Raw genomic sequence first — 19,139 nt, forward strand, 5'->3', positions numbered from 1 at the left:
TTCACCGTCGCCGCCGGCCTCCACGTGGGGCCCTTCGTCTGCACCGGCACCGTCATGTTCCCGTCCGATCCCTTCGAGAAGCCGGGGAGCAACGCCATCCTGAACCGACGCATCCTTCCCGTCCGCGACGCGACCGTGCGCTGCGTCGATCCTGCGGTCGGGCTCCCCGACGAGCAGAGCGCGCTCGTGTTCGTCCACGTCACCGGCCTCGAAGCGCTGGCCCTCAACGGGGCCTCCACGGGCTGACACCGTGCCGGTCGTCGAGTCGTGGATCTCGCCCAAGCGGGACCGTCACCGGCGACGACTGGCGCGATCCCGTGCTCCGGGGAGGAGCTGGGTGAGGGTGGGGGAGATGGGTTGTTCGCGGTCGCTGGCGTTCTCCTCGCGGAGCCAGACGGTCGCTCGGCGTTGGTCGAGGCGGCTGCAGGCGACGTCGCTGAGCTCGGGTCCCGGCCTCGATCACCACACACTGGAGATCGAGGCCGTGATGTCGGTGAGCCGCCGGTCGCCGAGGTTCTCGGAAGCGAGCCGCCAGTGCGACGAGTGGGTGGCGGCCGTCCCGGCGTTGAAGGATGGTGCGGTCGCGGTGACGTGTTCGGCGGCTTCTGCACGAGCACCTACGCGAGCTACGAGATGCCGGCCAGCCAGGGGCGGCACGATCCGATCACGTCGGCGCGCGGTAGCTGTAGCCGCGGGTTGGGCCGTAGTGGCGCAACTCGATGACGTGGCCGTCCGGGTCGCGGACGTAGACCAGGTCTGCCTCGCCGCGGGCGCCCCACCGGCGGACCGGCTGCCCGACGATGTCGTAGCGGCCGCTCGCGACGAGGGCATCGAGGTCGATCTCGGCGACCTCGAGGCAGAAGTGGTCGACGTTGCGGCCGTCGCTCTCCTTGCGGGCGTCGAGGTCGATGACCGTTTTGGCGTCGACCCGGACGGACGGGAACGGCACCTCGCCGGCCCGCCAGGCCTCCAGGCGCTCGGCCCGCAGGCCCAGCATGTCCCGGTACCAGGCCACGGAGCGCTCGGGGTCGGTCACCCGTAGCACCATGTGGTCGAACCCCAGCACATGGGGGACGCCCGCATCCACCGGCGACGCCGGCGAGGGCGTCACGGCATCGGTGCTCACGAGGCCGCCCCGGTCTCTGCGAGGTACCGCTGGTAGCGGCGGACGAGCCAGGTGTTGAACTGGGGCAAGGTGGCCTCCTGGTGGGAGTAGCGGCCCGAGGGCGCGTAGCGGGACCGCAGGCTGACCTGGAGCGTCGAGGTGGTCGTGGCGTCCTGGACGCCGGCGATGTCGTCGAACGCCTCCTCGCTGGCATGGATCCACGACCACGTCGGGTCCTCGGCGACGCTCTTGGGGTACAGCAGGTGCCGGCGGCCCAGGGTGACCCCGGCCGACTGTGGCAGCAGGATCGACAGGCCCACGTAGTTCGGGAAGATGCTGAGGAACAGCGTCGGTGGGATCGACCCGAACAGCACACGGCTCCGCTGGTCGTCGCTCAGGCCGGGGATGCTCGGCGATATCGCGACGCCCATCGGGTTCATGCCGCCGTCGAGGCCGCCCTGGGCGTTGTCGAAGTAGGTGGGGTGCATGACGGCGCCCTCGTCCTCCTCGAAGTCCCAGAACGTCGCCCTGCTGACCGGCGCCATCTCGTGGTAGCCGCGGTGGACGAACTGCGTGTGGTACGGCTCGAGCGCGTTCTCGTGGTGCAGCTTCCAGTTCCACGGGCGCTCGCCCACGCTCTCGACGGGGGTGGCGACCAGGTCCTCCATGCCGAAGGCGGCGACCTCCCGCTCGATCCGCCACAGGGTCGGTGCCAGCGGGGCGGCGTCGAGGTCGAAGTTGGCGAAGATCAGCCCGTGCCACAGCTCCACCCGCAGCTCGGGCAGTCGTGTATCGGCGCGCAGCTCTGGAAGGGGGAGCGTGTGGCGCATCTCGGGGGCGGCGACCAGGCTGCCGTCGAGGGCGTAGGACCACCAGTGGTACGGGCAGCGGAACTGCGCGCAGTTGCCGGCGTCCTGGGCGACGGGGTGGCCGCGGTGCCGGCAGACGGCGGAGAGGACCCGCACGACGTGGTCCTCGCCGCGCACGACGATCAGGGGTTCGTCCGCCACGGTGATCGTGTAGTAGTCGCCAGGGTCCGGGATCGAGCTGTGGTGCCCGAGGCAGAGCCACTCGCGGAAGAGCAGCGCCTCCTTCTCGAACGCGAAGAACTCCTCGGACGTGTAGCACTCGCCCGGCAACGTGCGGGCGGTACGGGTGTCGCCGACGCACTCGTCGAGGCGGCCGACGAGGTCGGCGACGGCTTGGCTGGGCCGTGGTCCCATGATCAGCTCTCCTGCGGAGGGGTCGGGTCGGTGGCACCGGCGTCGACCGCGTCCAGCCAGCGTGGGCGGGCGGCAGGCGCCAGGGGGATGGACAGGACCGGGGTGGAGGTCGCGCGGGCGACGGCGAGTGCCACCGCCGCCGGCGAGGCGATGAGGGGGGCTTCGCCCAGGCCCTTCACGCCGAGCGGGTGGCCCGGCTCGTGTGTGGTGACGAACTCCACGTCGATCGGCGGGACCTCGCCCAGCACCGGGACCGGGTAGCCGGCCCACCCGGGGGCGGCGGCGACCCGCCCGTCGGGCGCCACGGCGAGGTGCTCGTACAGGGCGAACCCGATGCCCTGGATCACGCCGCCCTCGACCTGCCGGCGGGCGGACAGCTCGTCGACCACGGTCCCGCAGTCGTGCACGGCGACCACGTGGCGGACGGACACGGCGCCGTCCGGGCCCACGTCGACCGTCGCCCGGTGCGCCGAGTACATGAACGCCACGTGGACGGCGTCGCCGGTCCCGTCCCCGGGGTCTCCGGCCCGGGTGGCGGGGGCGTCGTAGGTCCGCACGACCCGCCCGAGGGGCGCCGCCGCCAGCACCTCGGCCAGCGGGCGCGCGGCCCCGCCGGCTACGACCGTGCCGCCGACCAGGCGGAGCGCCGTGCCGTCCGGTGCGCCGACGACGCTGCGCAGGTGGGCGAGGACGGCCTCGCAGCACGCGAGGACGGCCCCGCTGACCAGCCAGGTCTGGCGGCTGGCCGACGTCGACCCGGACCGGCCCAGGTCGGTCCGTGCCGGTGCGACCCGCACGGGGACGTCGCCGAGGGCGCCGTGCACCGTCCGCTCGACCACTGCCCGCAGGCCCTGACCCACGTCGACCGCGGCGGTCTCGACGGTGACGCCACCGCCCGGGGCAAGCTCGAGCGCGGCCCAGCCCTGCTCGAGGCGACCGTCGCCCCGGAGGCAGTGCTTCAGGCCGACGGCCAGCGCCGTGGCCCGGCGGGTACCGGGCGGGGGCGGGGGCAGGGCCGGGACGGCGTGGTCGCGGGCGCGGCGGATGACCTCGGCGACCGGTGTGGCGGGCCCGAGCGGCTGGCCGGACGTCGGCAGCCGGTCTCCCGGGCCGAGGGCGTTGGCGAGCCGCAGCTCGGTCGGGTCGAGGCCGAGGCGGGCGGCCAGGCGGTCGAGCGTGGACTCCAGAGCGAAGCACGCCTGGGTCGCCCCGAAGCCCCGCAGGGCGCCGGACGTGGGGTTCGTGGTCCGGCCGACCCGGACCTCGACGTCGACCGCGTCGAACCGGTACGGCCCGGCGATCGTGTAGGCGACGATCCGGGCCACGGACTTCGACGTGGTCAGGTACGGCCCGCCGTCGAGGGTGACGCGGGCGCGCAGCGTGCGCAGCCGGCCGTCGGCGTCGGCGGTGGCCTCGACGTGGGCCCGTGACGGGTGGCGGGTCGGGTGGGCCAGCAGGGACTCGGCCGAGTCGAGCCGGCAGGTCACGGCCCGTCCCAGCCGGAGCGCGGCGAGCGCCACGAGGGGCTGGACGGCCATCTCCTCCCGGCCGCCGAACGCCCCGCCGACGCCGGCGTCCATGACGTCGACCCGTTCGGGCGGCAGCCCGAGGGCCCGGGCGACGCCGTCGCGATCGGCGTGGACGTCCTGCGTGGCGACCCACAGCCGCAAACCGTCGTCCCACGGTTCGGCGGTGGCCGCCTCGGGGGCCAGGAACGCCGGGTCCTGGCGCCCCGTGGTCCATTCCCCCGCTACGGCGACCGGCCCGCGGGCGGCCGCCAGGTCGCCACGGCGCACCACGTGGAGGGCCAGGAGCGCCCCGGGGTCGTCGTCCGCGCCCGACGGGGGGAGGTCGCGGGCGGCGGCCGCCGCCGGGTCGGACTCGGGGTCGATCGGCTCGATGTCGACCCGGACCAGCGTGGCGGCGTGGCGGGACAGCTCGCGGGTGTCGGCGACCACGAACGCCACGGGCTCGCCGGCGTGGCGGATGCGGCCCTCGGCCAGCACCCGCTGGTCCGGTGCGATCGTGCCGACCCGCACCTCGCCCGGCACGTCGGCGGCGGTCAGGACCAGGGCGACACCGTCGAGCGCCCGTGCGGCCGAGGCGTCGACGCCCCGCAGCCGGGCGTGGGCGACGGTGCTGCGCACGACGGTGCCGTGCAGCGCCCCGCCCGCCGGCCGGTCGTTGGAGAACGGGTAGGTGCCGGTCGCCTTGGCCCGCCGGTCGGCGAGCACGGCGTCAGCCACGGCGGGTCTCCACAGCTCGCCCGTCGGGGCCGGTGCCGAGGTCGGCACCCGTGGCGGGGGCGGCCGGGAGGCCGAGAGCCGTGGCCGCCTGGCGGAAGCCCGGATGGCAGCCGCAGCGGCAGATCGTGGCGGCGAGAGCCTCCTCGGCGGAGGCGCCCCCCGCCTCGGCCCACGTCAGGCAGACGACCACTCCGGGCGTGCAGTAGCCGCACTGGACGGCACCGCAGGCGGCGATCGCCTCCGCGGCCCGGCCGCACTCCGGCGAGGCGGCGGTCGTGACCGCGGCGCCCGCCGCCCGGGCGGCGAGCACGAGGCACGACAGGCGCAGCTCGCCGTCCACCAGCACGGCGCAGGCGCCGCAGCGACCCTCGTGGCAGGCCTCCTTGACCTCGGTCCGTCCGGCGGCTCGCAGGGCGTCCAGGAGGGTGACCCAGGCGCCGGCGGGCACGGGGACGGGCTCCGCTCGCCCGTCGGCCAGCACCCGGATCGCCCGGCTGGTCGCCGGCGGGGCTGTGCCGGCGGGCGCGACCGGGTGCGTCGCGTTGGAGGCGAGGGTCACACGTCCTCCAGGGCGAGCGCGGTCCGTCGGGCCAGGTCGGCCGCCACCGGTGCCGGGACGCCGAGCGCACCCAGCTCGGCGGCGAGCACGGCGCCGACGAACGCGGCGGACGCGGCCCGGCTGGTCCCGCCGTCGGCGGGTGCCGCGGCTTCGTCCTCGTCGGCGGCCGGGTGGAGGGCCGCGTGGGCGGCGACGGCCGCGCCCGTGGACGGGAGGGGGTGGCGCCAGGCTCCGGCCGTGGCCACGGCGCGGCCCGCCGCCAGGCCGGTGAGGACGCGCAGGGCTGGGCGGGTCGGCGTGACGCCCCCGCCGGCGACGTGTGTGCCGCGCTCGTCCGGCACCCGGAGCGCCACGACGATCTCGCCAGGGGCCAGGGAGAGCGGGGCCAGGCCCAGCTCGAGGTGGCGGCGCCCGTGCGGGTCGGCGACCTCCACGGTCGCCCCCGCGCACCACAGCGCGGCGACCAGGTCGGCCGGCCAGGCCGCGGCGCAGGCGTTCCCGCCGATCGTCGCCTGGTGGCGCACGGCGAGGGTGGCGACCCCGGCGGCGGCCGCCCCCACGACGCCGGGCCGCCGGGCGGCGCGCGCCAGCGTGACCGCCGCCCCGAACCGCACGCCCGGGGCCTCCCCCGGGACGGCCTCGTCCAGGACGCAGAGCTCGGGCACCGACGTGAGGTCGACGAGCGCCCGTGTGGCACCCGGCGCGGGCGCGGCGCGGTGGACGTCCACGAGCAGGGCGGTGGCGCCGGCCACCGCCTGCGTGCGTGGCTCGGCGAGGGCGGCGACCGCCGACTCGACGTCCGGGACCCGGATCAGCACGGCCGGGTCACGACCGGTGCGTCGCCGAGTCGTGCCAGGAGCGCAGGACCCGGTTCGACAGGGCGGTGATCACCAGGAACACCGCGACGCCGAGCGCCGCCGAGCAGATCACCGCGGCGATCAGCTTGTCGCTGGCGAGCTGCGAGCGGTAGACGTCGAGCAGTCGCCCGATGCCCTTCTCGCCCTGGCGGAAGAAGAAGTCGGCGACGATCGCGCCGATGACCGACAGCCCGGCGCTGATGCGGAGGCCGGTGAAGATCGCCGGGAGGGCGGACGGCAGCTGCAGGCGCACGAGTCGGGTCCAGCGGCCGGAGTCGTGCAGCGTGAACAGCTCGTGGTGGGCCTTGGCGGTCGAGCGCAGCCCGAACAGCGTGTTGGTGATGATCGGGAACAGCGCCAGGATCAGGCAGATCAGCACGCGGCTGCGGAAGTTGAACCCGAACCACAGGCCCACCAGCGGCGTCAGCGCCAGCACCGGGATCGTCTGCAGGATGACGGCGTAGGGGTAGAACGACCGCTCGATCCAGCGGGCCTGCGCCAGGAAGATGGCGAAGAACGAGCCCAGCGTGAAGGCGAGCAGGAGGCCGAGCGTCGCCACGCGGGTCGTCGACCACAGGCCGCTGATCAGCTCGGAGCGGGTTTGGGCGTCGAGGAACCCGTCGGTCACGACCTCGTGCGGCGGCGGCAGCAGGAACCGCTGGTGGTCCGGCAGCGCCAGGTACGTCACGCCGTACCAGATGGCCACGAACCCACAGGCCACGAGGAACGGGCCGAGCACCTTCAGACCGACGGCGCCCACGCGGCGGAGCACGAGGTGGGCGCCGGACGGGCCGACGGGGCCCGGGTCGCCCGCCGCCGGGCCGTCGACCGGTCCCGGGGGCAGGTCGGCGTCGAGGGTGGTCGGTCCCGCGACGTCGGCGGTGAGGGCGGTCATCGATGCACGCTCCGTAGGGCCTTGGACACCTGGCCGGTGATCCGGGCGAACTCGGGCTCGTGGCGCAGGTCGGCCGACCGCGGGTACCCGAACGGCACGTCGATCACGTCGACGATGCAGCCCGGCCGCGCCGACATCACGGCGACGTGGGTGGCCAGGAACACGGCCTCGTACACCGAGTGGGTCACGAACAGGCCGCCGAAGCGCAGTTTGCCGAACAGCGCGAGCAGCTCCTCGTTCAGGCGCTCACGGGTGATCTCGTCGACGGAGCCGAACGGCTCGTCGAACAGGAACACCGGCGGGTCGAGCGTCAGCGACCGGGCCAGCGACGCCCGCATGCGCATGCCGCCGGACAGCGCCGCCGGGTGGTGGTCGGCGAACTCGGTCAGCCCGACCGTGGCGAGCGCCCTCTCGACGCGCTCGGAACGCTCGGCCTTGGGGACGTCGCGGAGCTGGAGGAACAGTTCGACGTTGCGGCGTACCGTCCGCCAGGGCAGCAGGTTGGCGTCCTGGAAGACGTAGCCGATGTTGCTGCGGTCGACCTCCACCGTGCCGGACGTGGCGACGTCGAGGCCGGCGGCGATGCGGAGCAACGTCGACTTGCCGCAACCGGACGGGCCGACGATGGACACCAGCTCGCCTGGGTGGACGGCCAGATCGCAGGCGGCCACGGCCTCGGTCCCGTCGGGGAAGACCTTGGCGACCTGCTCGAAGCGAAGGACCGGCCCGTCGTCCGCGGCGGGGGCCCGGTCGGCGGGGGCCCGGTCGGCGGGGGCCCGGTCGGCGAGCGCCGTGCTCGTGGGGGAAGCCATCCCTCTTCTTGTATACGAGATCTCGGGACGGGCCGTTTCCCGGCTGTTACGCCTGTGGCTCGATCGCCTGTCCACGATCTGTCGCCGCTGGAGGATCGGAGCCCGGCCGATCGGATCCGGGCGACCGCCCGAGACGTAACACGCGGGTAACCCGTCGGGGCACCATCTCGTATACAACACGGCCATGACGGACCATCCGCCCCAGCTGCACCAGCACCGCGTGTACCGAAACGTCACCTACGGCAAGGCGGGGCAGTTCATCGCCCTGCAGAAGGAGAAGAACGCGCTCCTCGTGGCCGCCGGCCTGACGCCGTACCACGTGTGGGCGCCGGCGCTCGGGGGGCTCCACCACCTGGTCATGACCGCTGAGTTCCCGTCGCTCGCCGCCTTCCAGGCCCAGGGCGCGTCGCTCGGCGCCGTCGACGGCTACGGCGACCTCAACGCCGAGCAGCTGGCGCTCGTCATCGTCGGCACGGCCCGCGACGAGATGGTCAAGCTGGAGCTGGCCCCGTGAGCGCCGGGGCCGGGGCCGCGGCCGCCACGGTGGCAGCGCTCGAGGCCCGCGTGGCGGAGCTCGAGGCCCGGGCCGCCGAGTTGGCGGCCAAGGACGGGGTGCACGAGGCCATGGTCCGCTACATGTGCGCCTGCGACGTACCGACCGGCAAGGGCGCGGCGGTCGCCGCCGCCTTCACCCGGGACGGCACGTGGGAGCTGCTCGACCGCCCCGACGCGGTCGCGTGGGCCGCCACCGGGACGGAGGCGCTCGTGGAGAAGTTCGACCGCAACCACACCCGGCTGCCGTTCTCGATCCACTACCTGACGAACGGGCGCGTCCAGGTCGGCGCGGACGGCTCGACCGCCCGGGGCCAGTGGTACTACTTCGAGCCCTGCACGTTCCGCGGCGAGGTGCCGCTCTGGACCGCCGGGCACTACGACAACAGCTTCGCCGTCGAGGACGGCGTGTGGAAGCTGTCCCACCTGCGCCTGCGCGGCTTCTTCTCGACCCGGTTCGACCGGGGCTGGGTCGCCGAGCCCGACTTCGACACGGCGTAGCCGCGACCGCGCCGGGGTCAGCCCGCGCGCTCGGCGCGACGCCGCGCCGGGGGCGCCGGCACCGGGCGCGCCGGCACCGAGCGCGCGGCCGCCCAGCGCAGAGCCAGCAGCGCGAGGGCCAGCGGGACGATCGCCACGGCGGCCGCCACCCGCACCCCGGCGAGGCGGGCGGTGGCGCCCAGCACGAGCGAGGCGACGGGCCGTACCCCCAGGAACGCGACGGCCCACAGCGCCGAGACGCGGCCGCGGTCGTCGTCGCCGACGCCCATCTGTATGGACGTGCTGGCCTCGGTGTTCGCCGCCAGGAACCCGCCGCCGGCCACGGCGAGCGCCACGAGGACGGCGACGGTCCCGCTCAGCGTCGCCAGGCCGGCCAGCCCGAGCGCCATGAGGAGGCAGCGGGCGGCGAGGCGAGCAGGGGTCGTCCGGAGCGACGGCGACGTCGCGAGCACGACGGACACCGCCCCGAACCCGAACGCTCCGACGAGAGCCCCGGCGAACGCGTCCGATCGCCCGAGGACGTCGGTGCACAGTTCGGGCCCGAGCGTCGTCACGGCGTCGGACGCCATCGAGACGCCGGCGACCACGGCGAACGCCGCCACGAGGATGGGTTGGCGCCGCACGAGCCGGACGGCGGAGGCCAGCGTGACCGGGCCCGTGGGCGCCCGGCGGGGCGGGCCGGGGGAGCGTGCCCACCGCAGTCCCACGACCAGGCCGAGGAAGCTGAGCGCGTTCAGGGCGAACGCCCAGGTCAACCCGAGACCGGCGACGACAGCGGCGCCGACCAGGGGCCCGATGACGCGGGCGAGGTTGTAGCTGGCCGATTCGAGCGCCATCGCCCGGCCGACCTCGTCGGCGGGGACGAGACCCGTGACCAGCGCCTTCATGGCCGGCGTGGCAAACGCCGTCGCCACACCGGCGACCAGCGCCACGACCGCGGCCGTCGGGACCGAAGCCAGGTCGAGCCCGGACAGCAGCGCCAGCAGCCCGCCGAGCGCGGCGCTCACCCCGGCGGCGACCGAGGACAGACGTCGCCGGTCCATCCGGTCCGCCGCCCGGCCCGACCACGGCGCCAGGATGCCGACGGCGGCGAACTGGCTGAAGCCCATGACCCCGACCCAGAACGTGTCGCCCCCTGTGCGCCGGTACGCGAACACGCTGAGGGCGATGTTCTGGACCCACGTCCCACAGTTCGAGACCAGGTTCCCGGCCAGGAACGCGGCCAGCGGTCGGTGCCGGAGGGCAGCGAGGTTGGCGCCCCTCACGGTGTGGCGACGTGGGGCACCTCGACCCACCCTCGGTCGAAGGGTGTCGTGAAGTGGTTCTCCACCTGCAGGTGGGTGATCAGCCAGCGGCCGCCGGCGACGGACGGTTCCCGGCGGAACGCCACGTGGTAGGCGCCGGAGATCCACAGCGGCGTGGTTCCCCGGTACGTGCAGGCCTGGAAGTAGGTCCAGTCGCCCCGGGCGGTGCGGGTGGCCGCTGCGCCGTCGCCGGCCAGCACGATGCGGCCGCCGGTGAGGTGGTGGACGGCGAACGGCATGCGCTCGTGGTTGCGGTCGAACTTGGGGATCAGCGCCTCCCGGCCCACGGCCGCCCATGCCGGGTTGCCGTGCGCCCCGACGCTCTCCCACCGCCCGTCCTCGGTGAACAGCGCAGCGACCTGGTTCCCCTTGTCCGTCGGATGGTCGCAGGCGACGTGGTAGGAGACCATCAACGCCTCGATCGCCCGCTCGTCCCCGATGTCGCCCAGCGCGGCCCGCAGGGCACCGACCTCGGCCTCCAGTGCTGTCACTGCCGAACGGTCGCGGCCGGCAGCCGGCGAGCCCTCAGTGGGCACCGGGCGCCAGTTCGACCGGCACCTCGGGGAGCGATGCCTCGGCCGCCGCCAGCCCGGCGGTGTAGCTGTCGAGGATCCACGAGCTCATCTGTGGGATCGTCGCCTCCAGCCACGACAGCGGGCCCCGGGGCGCGAACCGGGACCGGTAGCCCCGCTGGAGGGCCCGCAGCGTGGTCTGGTCCTGGGTGATGGCCACCTTCTTGCGGGCCTGCTGGGCGGCGTAGGCCTCGGCGAACCCCTCCTCCTCGACCGCGACCTTCGGGTAGAGGTCGACGCGGCGGAGGGCGATCTCGTCATGGGCGACCGGCAGCACGAACGAGAGCGACACGAACGTCGGCTGCAGGATGGCGAACAACAGCGGGGGCACCGAGGCGAACATCACCCGCTTGCGCTGCTCGTCGCCGAGGCCCGGGATGGCGGCCGTCAGCCGGGCACCGGACACGTTGTCGAGGCTGGCGTCCTCGGACACGAGGTAGGTCGGGTGCATGACCTGCCCGTCGCCCCGCTCGAAGTCGCAGAACCGGGCGTTCGTCGCCGGCGCCGCCTCGTGGACGCCCTTGTGCACGTAGGCCGTGTGGTACGGCTCCAGCGCGTTGTCGTGGTGCAGCTTCCAGTTCCAGCCCAGGCCCGTGCGCGTGGAGCCGGGCATGGCGGACAGGTCCGGGAGGCCGAACGTGGTCAGCTCGGCGTCGAGCTTGCCGAGCGTCGGGGCCAGCGGGGTGGCGTCGTCGTCGAAGTTGACGAAGACCAGGCCGTGGAACACCTCGGACCGCACCGAGGGCAGCGCCACGGTGGCGCGCAGCGTCTCGACCGGCGTGGTCTCCTGCATGGTGGGCGCCGCCGCCAGGCGCCCGTCGAGGTTGTAGACCCAGCCGTGGTACGGGCAGGTCAACCGCTTGGCCTTGACGCAGCCGGCGTCCTCGCCGAGCGCGGCGAGCCCGTCGAAGAGCGGGTGGCCCCGGTGCTGGCAGGTGGCCGACAGCACCCGCACGTCGCCGTCGGCGCCCCGCACGACCAGGAGCGGCTCGTCGACGACGGTGAGCGCGAGCACGTCGCCGGGCTCCGGCACCTCGTTCTCGTGGGCGATGCACAACCACTCGCGGGAGAACACGGTGTGCTTCTCGAACTCGAAGACGTCGGGGTCGACGTAGGCGGAGCGCGGCAGCAGGCGGGCGCCCGCCACCGGGTCGGCGCACCCGTCGGCGTCGGCGAGCAGGCGGCGGCCGGCAGCCAGGGCGAAGGGCGGGATCGGGAGCGTCTGCGTGGTACTCACGCCCTTCTTGTATACAAGACTCGTTTCGGAGGAGCGTCGGACGCGTAACGGGGCCGCGGCCGGCGCCTGTCCAAAACCTGTCGACCGCTCACCGGGAGCAGCCCTACGGCGAAAGAGTCCCGTGGGGCAACGGACCCAGATCCGTAATGGGAGGGAAACTCTGGGATCGGCGCGCTCGTATACAACATGCCGCACAGTCCCCGCCGTTCGGGCGGTGGCCCGGGACTTCCTCGCAAGGAGAACGATGCGCTTCCGGACACCCCTGGCCCGCGGCACCGCCGTGGCTCTGACACTGGCACTGCTCGCCGCCTGCGGCGACGACGACACCGCCTCGTCGGACGACGACGCCGGCGGGGATGGCGGCAGCACCAGCGAGCTGGCCGCCGCGTGCCCCGAGACAGTCGCCGTGCAGACCGGCTGGTTCCCCGAGGCCGAGTACGGCCCGCTCTACCAGGTCATCGGCGAGGACGGCGAGATCGACGGCAGCGCCGGCGCCTACCGCGGCGAGATCGGCGACAGCGGCGTCACGTTCGAGGTGCGGGCCGGCGGTCCGTTCCTCGGCAACACGCAGGCGTCCGCCCAGCTCTACCTCGACGACAGCCTGACGATGGCGCTGATCGACACGGACGAGGGCATCGAGAACATCGAGGAGGCGCCGACCACCGCGGTCGTCAGCTACATGCAGGTGCCACCTCAGGCGATCATCTTCGATCCGGACACCTACGACTTCCAGGAGATCGGCGACGTCGGCGAGAGCGACGCCACCGTGCTGGTGTTCGAGGGCTCGACCTACCAGCGGTGGCTGATCGGCGCCGGCCTCATCCGCGAAGAGCAGATGGACGGCTCCTACACCGGCGCCCCCGACCAGTTCGTGTCGTCCCAGGGCGAGGCGGTCCTCGGTTCGGGCTATGCCAGCCTCGAGCCGTACACGTTCACCCAGCTGCCCGAGTGGGGCAAGGCCCTGGAGGCGATGCTGCTCTACGACGCGGGCTACCCGATCTACGGCTCCAGCATCGCCGTGCGCACCGACCAGCTGGAGGACGACCGCGAGTGCCTCGAGCTGCTGGTTCCGATCCTCCAGCAGTCGATCATCGACTACATGGCGGACCCGGCGGGGGTGAACCAGGTGATCGTCGACCTGAACACCGAGATCGGCGACTTCTGGCAGACGACGATCGAGCAGAACGACTACGCCCACGACGCCCTGGCGGGCTTCGGCACCTTCGCCGACGGCACGGACGGCGTGCAGGGCTCGTTCGACGCCGACCGGATGCAGGAGATCCTCGACACGGTCGTCCCTGTGCTCGAGGAGACCGGCAGCGACGTGCCGGACGACATCGCCTGGGAGGACTTCGCGACCAACGAGTTCCTCGACACCTCGATCTCGGCGGGCGTGAGCGCCCCCGGGCAGTAAGGGCGACGTGCCCGCCACGCTCGGCACCTTCGAGGTGGGCGCGGCCGGCCGGGGCGACCCGGCCGGCGCCGCCCGCGCCCGCCTCGACACGGCCATGGCCGAGGTCGGCGCCTGCTACGTGCGCGACCCCGCCCTGTCGCCGGCCCTGCTGGCCGGGTTCGCCGAGGCGACCGCCGCGTTCTTCCGGCAGCCGGCGGGCGACAAGCTCGCCCTGTCGGCCCGCGGCCCCGGGACGTTCGGCTACCGCCCGGCCGGCTCCGGTGCCTACGCCGCCGCCGCCGGCACGGTGGCCGCGTCCCGTGACCGCTGCGAGCTGTTCAAGGTCGGCGCCGGCACCCCGGGCGACTCCGGGGGCGACGGCGCCGCCGGCGGCCCCGCCGGCTGGGGCGCCGCCGCACCGGCCATGCGCTCCGCCTGGCTGGCGGCCTACGCCGCGTTCGAGCAGACCGCCGCAGCCGCCGCCGACCTGCTGGCGGCCGCCGCCGGGCCGGCCGACCCGGGCGTCGCCCGATGGATGGGTGGGCACGCCTCGAACCTGGCCGTCAACTGGTACCCGGGCGACGATGCCGAGCCGTCCGAGCCGTCCGGGCCGTCCCAACCGTCCGACGAGGGCGGCCTGCGCGGCGCGCACACCGACTTCGGGCCCTTCACCCTGCTGCACCACCCCGGCGGCGTCGACGGCCTGGACATCGAGGTCGACGGCCACTGGGTCGCCGCCCCGCCCCGCCCCGGGCACCTGATCCTGCTGCTCGGCGACCTCCTGCCGTTCGCCACCGGCAGGCGCTGGCGGGCGCCGCGCCACCGGGTCAGCGCCCCGAGCGCGTCGGGCGAGCGCATGTCGGTCGTGTTCTTCGTGTTCCCCGACCCGACGACGATCGTCACCCCGGCCGGCGGCGGCCCCGCCGAGGCCGTCGCAGCCGGCGCGTTCGTCGCCGAGCGGCTGGACCGGGTGTACACGTGAGCACGGGAGCGGAAGGGTCACCCCGCATCGTCGTGCCGAAACGACCGCCGGTGTGGGAGCCTCGGTGCCGTGAAGCGAGTTGACGCACCCGGCAGCCTGCGCAAGGACGTCGTCGACGAGCTCCGCCGGCGGGTCCTCGTCGGCGAGCTGCGGCCGGGCGATCGGTTGGGCGAGGCGGCGCTGGCCGAGGAGCTGGGCGTGTCCCGCGTCCCCATCCGCGAGGCGTTCCGCATCCTCGAGTCCGAAGGCCTACTCGAATGGGTGCCGCGGCGCGGCGTCCGGGTCGTCGGCACCGACACGTCCGAGGCCGAGGCGGTCGAGGAGATCCGACTGGCGCTCGAGCTGATCGCCGTCCGGTTCGTGGCCGACCGCCGCGACGAGACGCTGACCGACGAGCTGCAGGCGTTCCTCGACGAGGGCGACAAGGCGATCGCCGACAACGACCTCGTCGCGCTCGGCGGGCTGAACCGCCGCTTCCACCTGCTCCTGGCCGAGGGGACGGGCAGCCCGCTGCTCACGCGCCTGCTCGAGACCGTGCGGCTGCGGTCCGACCAGCTGCGTTCCCCCACCGACGACCGGCGCGTCCACTCGTCGTGGCGGGACCACTCGTCGATCGTGCGCCACCTGCTCGAGGGCAACACCCCGGCGGCCGAGGCCCGCATGGAGGCCCACCTCGTCGGCCACCGCCACCTGACCCGCGCCGACGCCGCCTCGTAGGCGGGCCGCCTGCTCCCTTGGCGGGACGGCCGGTCGGCGGGGTCGGGTCAGAGCACGAGCAGCTCGCCGTCCGTCTCCACCGCGACGACCGTGCCGCGCAGGCGGCGCCCCAGGTAGGGGGCGCGGCGGGCCTCCTCGCCCGTGCCCAGCACGAGGTTGTGGGTGACCGTCGGGTCGACGAGAACGCGGCTGGGGCGCAGGCGATCGAACGTGCCGAACACCGCGGCCGGCCCGGTCGTCACCTTCGGGACCAGGGCCGCGAGCCCGCCGTCGACCTCGTCCGCCAGTGCCAGCAACGTCCCGAGCAGCGTGGCGGCCACGTCGAGTCCCGGGCCGTCGTGGCCGCGCACGGGCGCGCGGTGGTCGGTACCGATCATCGTGACCCGGTCGAGGGCGCCGACGAGCGACGCCCGGTCGGGGTCGCCGGGCACCGGAGGGCGGACGTGCAGCGCCGCGGCGTGGCCCCCGTCGATGCGGAGCAGGAAGTGCGGCGACGTCTGGGCGGTCACCCCCGGGGCGGCCAGCATGAGGTCGAGGCGACCGGCCGACGTGGCGTGGCGGAAGTGCAGCGGCCCGCCCCGGTCGGCGAGCACGCCCGCGATCGACTCCTCGTCACCGCAGAACACCGCCACCCGCAGGCCGGCCTCCCACGTGGCGTCCAGGTTGCGCCGCAGCTCCGGGTCCCCGGAGAAGAACCGCACGACCGGCGGCCACGTGGCCCGCAGCTCCGGTGCGTGGCGGGCCAGCCAGCCGGCGAACCCCTTCGAGCGGTCCCGGGGCACGGTCAGTACCGGGAACACCTGCGGGAACCGCACGGCAGCGAACCGGGCAGCCACCTCGGCCGGCGAGCACGGGGCCACCCGATCCCAGGAGTAGGCGACGTTCACGTGGGCCGCGCCACCGGCCAGCGTCCGCCACCGGTCGCCGGCCCGGACGCCCCAGTCCGGCACCGGCCAGTTCTGGTCGCCGTCGTAGAGACCGGGCAGCACCCACAGGTGCCGACCGTCGCAGGCGCCGATCGTCGGCGTGGGACCGCCACCGGCGGGCGCCGCCTCGACGATGCCCCGCTCCCCGGTGAGCGGGTCGAGGACGTCCGAGAACCTGATCACACCCGCGTGTCTACCCGGCCGGCCCGACAGGCAGGTCATGTCAGTCGAACCCGTCGGCGGTGGCGGTGAGAAAGCAAAGACCGGGGAACCCACACCGTTCGGCGACCTCGCAACGAGACGGCGGTCGGCTCCGCAAGTCGTAGTAGCTCGACGGCGACACCTGCGAGCCCGCCAGCCGTTGCCCGTCGTTGGCTCACCTGGCCATCCGATGGTCGGTGTCATCCGGCTGTGTTGGGCCCATTCGAGGCATGGGCGGGCGCGGTCGAAGATGGTGTTGTAGCGGCGAGCGGTGATTGGCATGCCGTCGTGTCGGCGGAAGGTGGGGTCGTCGGGGTGGTGGGCGCTGCGGGTGGTGGCGTGGTGGTGGAGGAGTCGGGTGAGGGTGGGGGAGAGGGGTCGTTCGCGGTCGCTGGTGTTCTTTCTCGGATAGCCAGACGGTGGAGCGGCGGGTGTCGATGTCGCCGAGGCGGAGGTTGAGGGCGCCTTGGCGGCGGGCGCCGGTCTCGAGGTGGAAGCGGAGGTCGAGGAGGTCGAGGAGGTCGAGGTCGGGGTCGTTGCTGGTGGTGCGGATGGCCTCGATGAGCCCCGCCAGCTCCGCGGTTGTCGCAAGACGCCGGTAGGTCAGACCGAGCGCTCGTGGAATCGGCAACAGGACTGCTGCGAGAGCATGCGCACCGCAGTCGGACCTCCGCCGCGGCCGCCTTGCGAACCCGCGACGTGATTGGCCGGGGACTCGTGGCCGCCGTCGCACCTCCGTCTCCCTGACCGCCGTGTCGAGGTCATGCGATCGGGTCCGGCGCTCCTGGCTGTTGTGCCGGATGGCGTACCTGTTTGCCGTGTTGGAATGAGGCGATGTAGTCCGCTGCTGGGTGGCCGGAGCGGGCTATCGATGCGAGGAATGCGTCGCGGTCGTAGCTGACGCGGCAGTGTTCGATGCGGTGTCCGTGTCGGTGTCCGTGTCGGTCTGCGTGGAGGATGGCGTAGCTGGCCCGCAGGTCGTCGGTGATCGGGTTGCTCACGCTGCCGAGGTTCACCGCCCGAACGTCTCCCACGATCCGGTCGGTCGGTTGGTGTGTGTGGCCGGCGACGACGAGCTGGGCGTCGCTGCCTTCCAGGTCGCGTCGGAGGTTGTCCTCGCTCCGTTGTGGGGTGATGCCGTCGCCGTCGTCTCGACCCGGTGAGGCGTGGACGCCGAGCACCCTGGTCCTGTCGGGCAACGTCAGGCGCAGTTCGAGGGGGAGGTCGCGCAACCAGTCGAGCCAGCCGGTGGCTGCGAGCGCTCCGGCGGTCCAGGCGAACGAGCGCTGGATCACTCCGTAGAGCGGAAGCAGCTCGGGCTCGGCAAGGACATCGTCGGCGTGGGGCGGCGGTCGGTCGTCTGTCAGCACGTAGCGCTCGGTGTTGCCCCGGGTGACCTGCACGGCGGGCAGGTCGGCGAGCAACTCGAGTGTCGGGACGGGATCGGGACCGATCGCGACGAGGTCACCCAGCGCCCACCACCGGTCGACGCCCCGCGTGGTGGCGTCAGCGATCACGGCCTCGAGCGCTTGGCGGTTGCCGTGGATGTCCGACACCAGAGCGATCCTCACCCCGAGAGGCTTGCAGACGGCCTGCACCGAAACGCCGGCTCAGTGATCTCGGTCGCGCTCCCTTGAGATTGATCGGTCGCGCTCCCTTGAGATTGAGGGGACGGCAGCTCCCACAGACATCACTCCGCGCCATCGTTCGGTGCCATCGGCTCGACGGCGCTGGCTGCGAGACTGGCCACGTGGCTGGCGATCCGGTTCGGGCTGATGATGGTGAGCTCCGTGCACGCCACGTAGCGGGGCGTGCGAGGTACGACAGCGTTCTGTGGCGTCGCATCTCTGACAGCCGGTGGTGGCGTTGGTTGGTTGGGCCGTCCGCCTATGTCCTCGTCGCTGTTGGCGTGGCGATAACCCTCTTCGACATGGAGCTGGGCCAGAGCATCTTCGTCGCCGGATCGACCGTGGCGGTCGTTGTGGTCTCCTCACGGCTGGCGACTCGTCGGGCAACATCGGGGGAGAGCAGCTAGTCGGCGGCCGATGGCGTGGGGATCCCCAAGTAGGCGTCGACCTGGGTTCGTTCGTAGCCGCGCATCACGATCGGGAACGCCGGTGGTGTCGATGTCGCCGGTTCGTCGCCGTCACGGACACCGTCCCTGCGTCGGGCGATGTAGTCGTCGACGGATTTCCGTTCGTAGCCGCGGAGCACGATGGTGAAGTCGGGTGGGGTGAGCAGATCATTCAAGCTGGGCTTGACCTGGTGGATGTGGTCGAGCAGCAGGTCGGCTCCCTCGCTCCGGAACACGTTCTCGTCGTGTTTGCCGAACGAGAAGAGGAGCAGTTCCTTGGTGACGGCGACGACCCGGGTCAGCTCCGTCATCGGTCGGGACCTCTGCCCGACGACGCGCCGGAAGGTGATCGTGTTCTCGTCGACTGTGACCTCGAAGGATCGTTGGGTGCTGAGGGTCCAACACCAGTTGGCGGCGGTGAGGAGCCAGAGGAGCTTGACGAACCCGAAGCCGTCGATCACGAGCACTGCTCCGAGCACTGGCGTGAGCACCGCCAATCCCGCAATGGCGGCATACAACCATCCCGGTCGATGGCGATAGACGTACGGTAAGCCCACCGGACCAGCTTCGCGTGAGTGTCGGGACGTCGGGGCGTCAGGACAGGCGTCAGCGGGGGCGCGATAACAGGCGGCCCCGTCGCCCTTGCCGCTGACCTCCCCGGCGCGGAGATCCGTACACCGGATCCTCAGGGCACACCATTAGAAGCCCAGGCCGAAGTCGTCCGCTCTGTCGGGCGACTCCAGCTCGGGTGCTGGGTGTTCGAGCTGGTTGGTGCTCGGCGCCGACGACATCGAGCCCTCAGCGCAGATGTCCACGAGACCTGCGGGGACCTGCGGACAGCGCTCGGGCAGGCCGACGGAGCCGGCAAGGCAGAGCTACTGACCTCGCTAGGCGTGGCGGTCAGTTTCGACCCCGTGACCCGAACCGCGCGGGTCACCTGCACCCCTCAAGGGTTGATGAGAGGTCGTGTCGGAGGGGGGACT

At 73.3% G+C, this 19,139-nt stretch carries 19 protein-coding genes; 6 read left to right on the forward strand and 13 right to left on the reverse strand.

The annotated features are described in order from the left end of the window. Positions 1–246 (forward strand): hypothetical protein (locus VK611_20600; protein HMG43744.1); only part of this gene is annotated, 246 nt, incomplete at its 5' end. A gap of 418 nt (positions 247–664) precedes the next feature. On the opposite strand, the gene VK611_20605 is transcribed toward VK611_20600, so the two are convergent. Genes VK611_20605 through VK611_20635 form a run of 7 tightly spaced genes read right to left on the reverse strand, consistent with a single transcriptional unit; the run spans position 665 to position 7,697 of the window. Continuing rightward, complete coding sequence (locus VK611_20605) at positions 665–1,126, reverse strand: VOC family protein (GenBank protein HMG43745.1); 462 nt, start codon at positions 1,124–1,126, stop codon at positions 665–667. Then, complete coding sequence (locus VK611_20610; protein ID HMG43746.1) at positions 1,123–2,328, reverse strand: aromatic ring-hydroxylating dioxygenase subunit alpha; 1,206 nt, start codon at positions 2,326–2,328, stop codon at positions 1,123–1,125. Before VK611_20610 ends, VK611_20605 begins: the two co-directional genes overlap by 4 nt. A gap of 2 nt (positions 2,329–2,330) precedes the next feature. Then, positions 2,331–4,574, reverse strand: a complete 2,244-nt coding sequence (locus VK611_20615) for a molybdopterin cofactor-binding domain-containing protein (protein ID HMG43747.1) — start codon at positions 4,572–4,574, stop codon at positions 2,331–2,333. Then, positions 4,567–5,133 (reverse strand): 2Fe-2S iron-sulfur cluster-binding protein, encoded by a 567-nt coding sequence (locus VK611_20620; GenBank protein ID HMG43748.1) that lies wholly within the window; start codon positions 5,131–5,133, stop codon positions 4,567–4,569. The genes VK611_20615 and VK611_20620 overlap by 8 nt, the downstream gene beginning before the upstream one ends. Next, the gene (locus VK611_20625) at positions 5,130–5,951 is read right to left on the reverse strand and encodes an FAD binding domain-containing protein (GenBank protein HMG43749.1); all 822 of its coding nucleotides are present in this window, start codon (positions 5,949–5,951) and stop codon (positions 5,130–5,132) included. Before VK611_20625 ends, VK611_20620 begins: the two co-directional genes overlap by 4 nt. 7 nt (positions 5,952–5,958) lie before the next feature. Beyond that, a complete protein-coding gene (locus VK611_20630; protein HMG43750.1) occupies positions 5,959–6,885 on the reverse strand; it encodes an ABC transporter permease in 927 nt (308 codons plus the stop codon). After that, positions 6,882–7,697, reverse strand: coding sequence for an ABC transporter ATP-binding protein (locus tag VK611_20635; GenBank protein ID HMG43751.1), 816 nt, complete (start codon positions 7,695–7,697; stop codon positions 6,882–6,884). The genes VK611_20630 and VK611_20635 overlap by 4 nt, the downstream gene beginning before the upstream one ends. 184 nt (positions 7,698–7,881) lie before the next feature. Here VK611_20635 and VK611_20640 point away from each other — a divergent pair, with 184 nt between their 5' ends. Next, positions 7,882–8,211 carry a hypothetical protein gene (locus VK611_20640; protein HMG43752.1) on the forward strand — a complete coding sequence of 110 codons (330 nt, stop codon included), beginning with the start codon at positions 7,882–7,884 and terminating at the stop codon, positions 8,209–8,211. Then, on the forward strand, positions 8,208–8,750 hold the full coding sequence (locus tag VK611_20645; GenBank protein HMG43753.1) for a nuclear transport factor 2 family protein: 543 nt from the start codon (positions 8,208–8,210) through the stop codon (positions 8,748–8,750). The genes VK611_20640 and VK611_20645 overlap by 4 nt, the downstream gene beginning before the upstream one ends. Positions 8,751–8,767: 17 nt before the next feature. On the opposite strand, the gene VK611_20650 is transcribed toward VK611_20645, so the two are convergent. The 3 genes from VK611_20650 to VK611_20660 are packed head-to-tail and all read right to left on the reverse strand — an operon-like array spanning position 8,768 to position 11,863. Continuing rightward, positions 8,768–10,015 (reverse strand): MFS transporter, encoded by a 1,248-nt coding sequence (locus tag VK611_20650; protein HMG43754.1) that lies wholly within the window; start codon positions 10,013–10,015, stop codon positions 8,768–8,770. Beyond that, positions 10,012–10,545: a nuclear transport factor 2 family protein gene (locus VK611_20655; protein ID HMG43755.1), complete on the reverse strand. Its 534-nt coding sequence runs from the start codon at positions 10,543–10,545 to the stop codon at positions 10,012–10,014. The genes VK611_20650 and VK611_20655 overlap by 4 nt, the downstream gene beginning before the upstream one ends. Positions 10,546–10,579: 34 nt before the next feature. Beyond that, positions 10,580–11,863, reverse strand: coding sequence for an aromatic ring-hydroxylating dioxygenase subunit alpha (locus tag VK611_20660; protein ID HMG43756.1), 1,284 nt, complete (start codon positions 11,861–11,863; stop codon positions 10,580–10,582). Between the two features lie 244 nt (positions 11,864–12,107). Here VK611_20660 and VK611_20665 point away from each other — a divergent pair, with 244 nt between their 5' ends. From VK611_20665 to VK611_20675, 3 genes are all read left to right on the forward strand, one after another. Then, the gene (locus tag VK611_20665; GenBank protein ID HMG43757.1) at positions 12,108–13,277 is read left to right on the forward strand and encodes a hypothetical protein; all 1,170 of its coding nucleotides are present in this window, start codon (positions 12,108–12,110) and stop codon (positions 13,275–13,277) included. Between the two features lie 7 nt (positions 13,278–13,284). Continuing rightward, positions 13,285–14,238, forward strand: a complete 954-nt coding sequence (locus VK611_20670) for a 2OG-Fe(II) oxygenase family protein (protein HMG43758.1) — start codon at positions 13,285–13,287, stop codon at positions 14,236–14,238. A gap of 69 nt (positions 14,239–14,307) precedes the next feature. Further along, positions 14,308–14,955 carry a GntR family transcriptional regulator gene (locus VK611_20675; GenBank protein ID HMG43759.1) on the forward strand — a complete coding sequence of 216 codons (648 nt, stop codon included), beginning with the start codon at positions 14,308–14,310 and terminating at the stop codon, positions 14,953–14,955. 47 nt (positions 14,956–15,002) lie between these two features. On the opposite strand, the gene VK611_20680 is transcribed toward VK611_20675, so the two are convergent. The 3 genes from VK611_20680 to VK611_20690 all read right to left on the reverse strand — a co-directional run bounded on the left by VK611_20680 (position 15,003) and on the right by VK611_20690 (position 18,647). Continuing rightward, positions 15,003–16,064 carry a hypothetical protein gene (locus VK611_20680; GenBank protein HMG43760.1) on the reverse strand — a complete coding sequence of 354 codons (1,062 nt, stop codon included), beginning with the start codon at positions 16,062–16,064 and terminating at the stop codon, positions 15,003–15,005. 779 nt (positions 16,065–16,843) lie between these two features. Then, positions 16,844–17,680 (reverse strand): metallophosphoesterase family protein, encoded by an 837-nt coding sequence (locus tag VK611_20685; protein ID HMG43761.1) that lies wholly within the window; start codon positions 17,678–17,680, stop codon positions 16,844–16,846. Between the two features lie 433 nt (positions 17,681–18,113). Further along, positions 18,114–18,647, reverse strand: a complete 534-nt coding sequence (locus VK611_20690; protein HMG43762.1) for a hypothetical protein — start codon at positions 18,645–18,647, stop codon at positions 18,114–18,116. Between the last annotated feature and the right edge of the window lie 492 nt (positions 18,648–19,139).

Source organism: Acidimicrobiales bacterium (assembly GCA_035316325.1).
Taxonomy (GTDB): Bacteria; Actinomycetota; Acidimicrobiia; order Acidimicrobiales; family VFJN01; genus DASXTK01.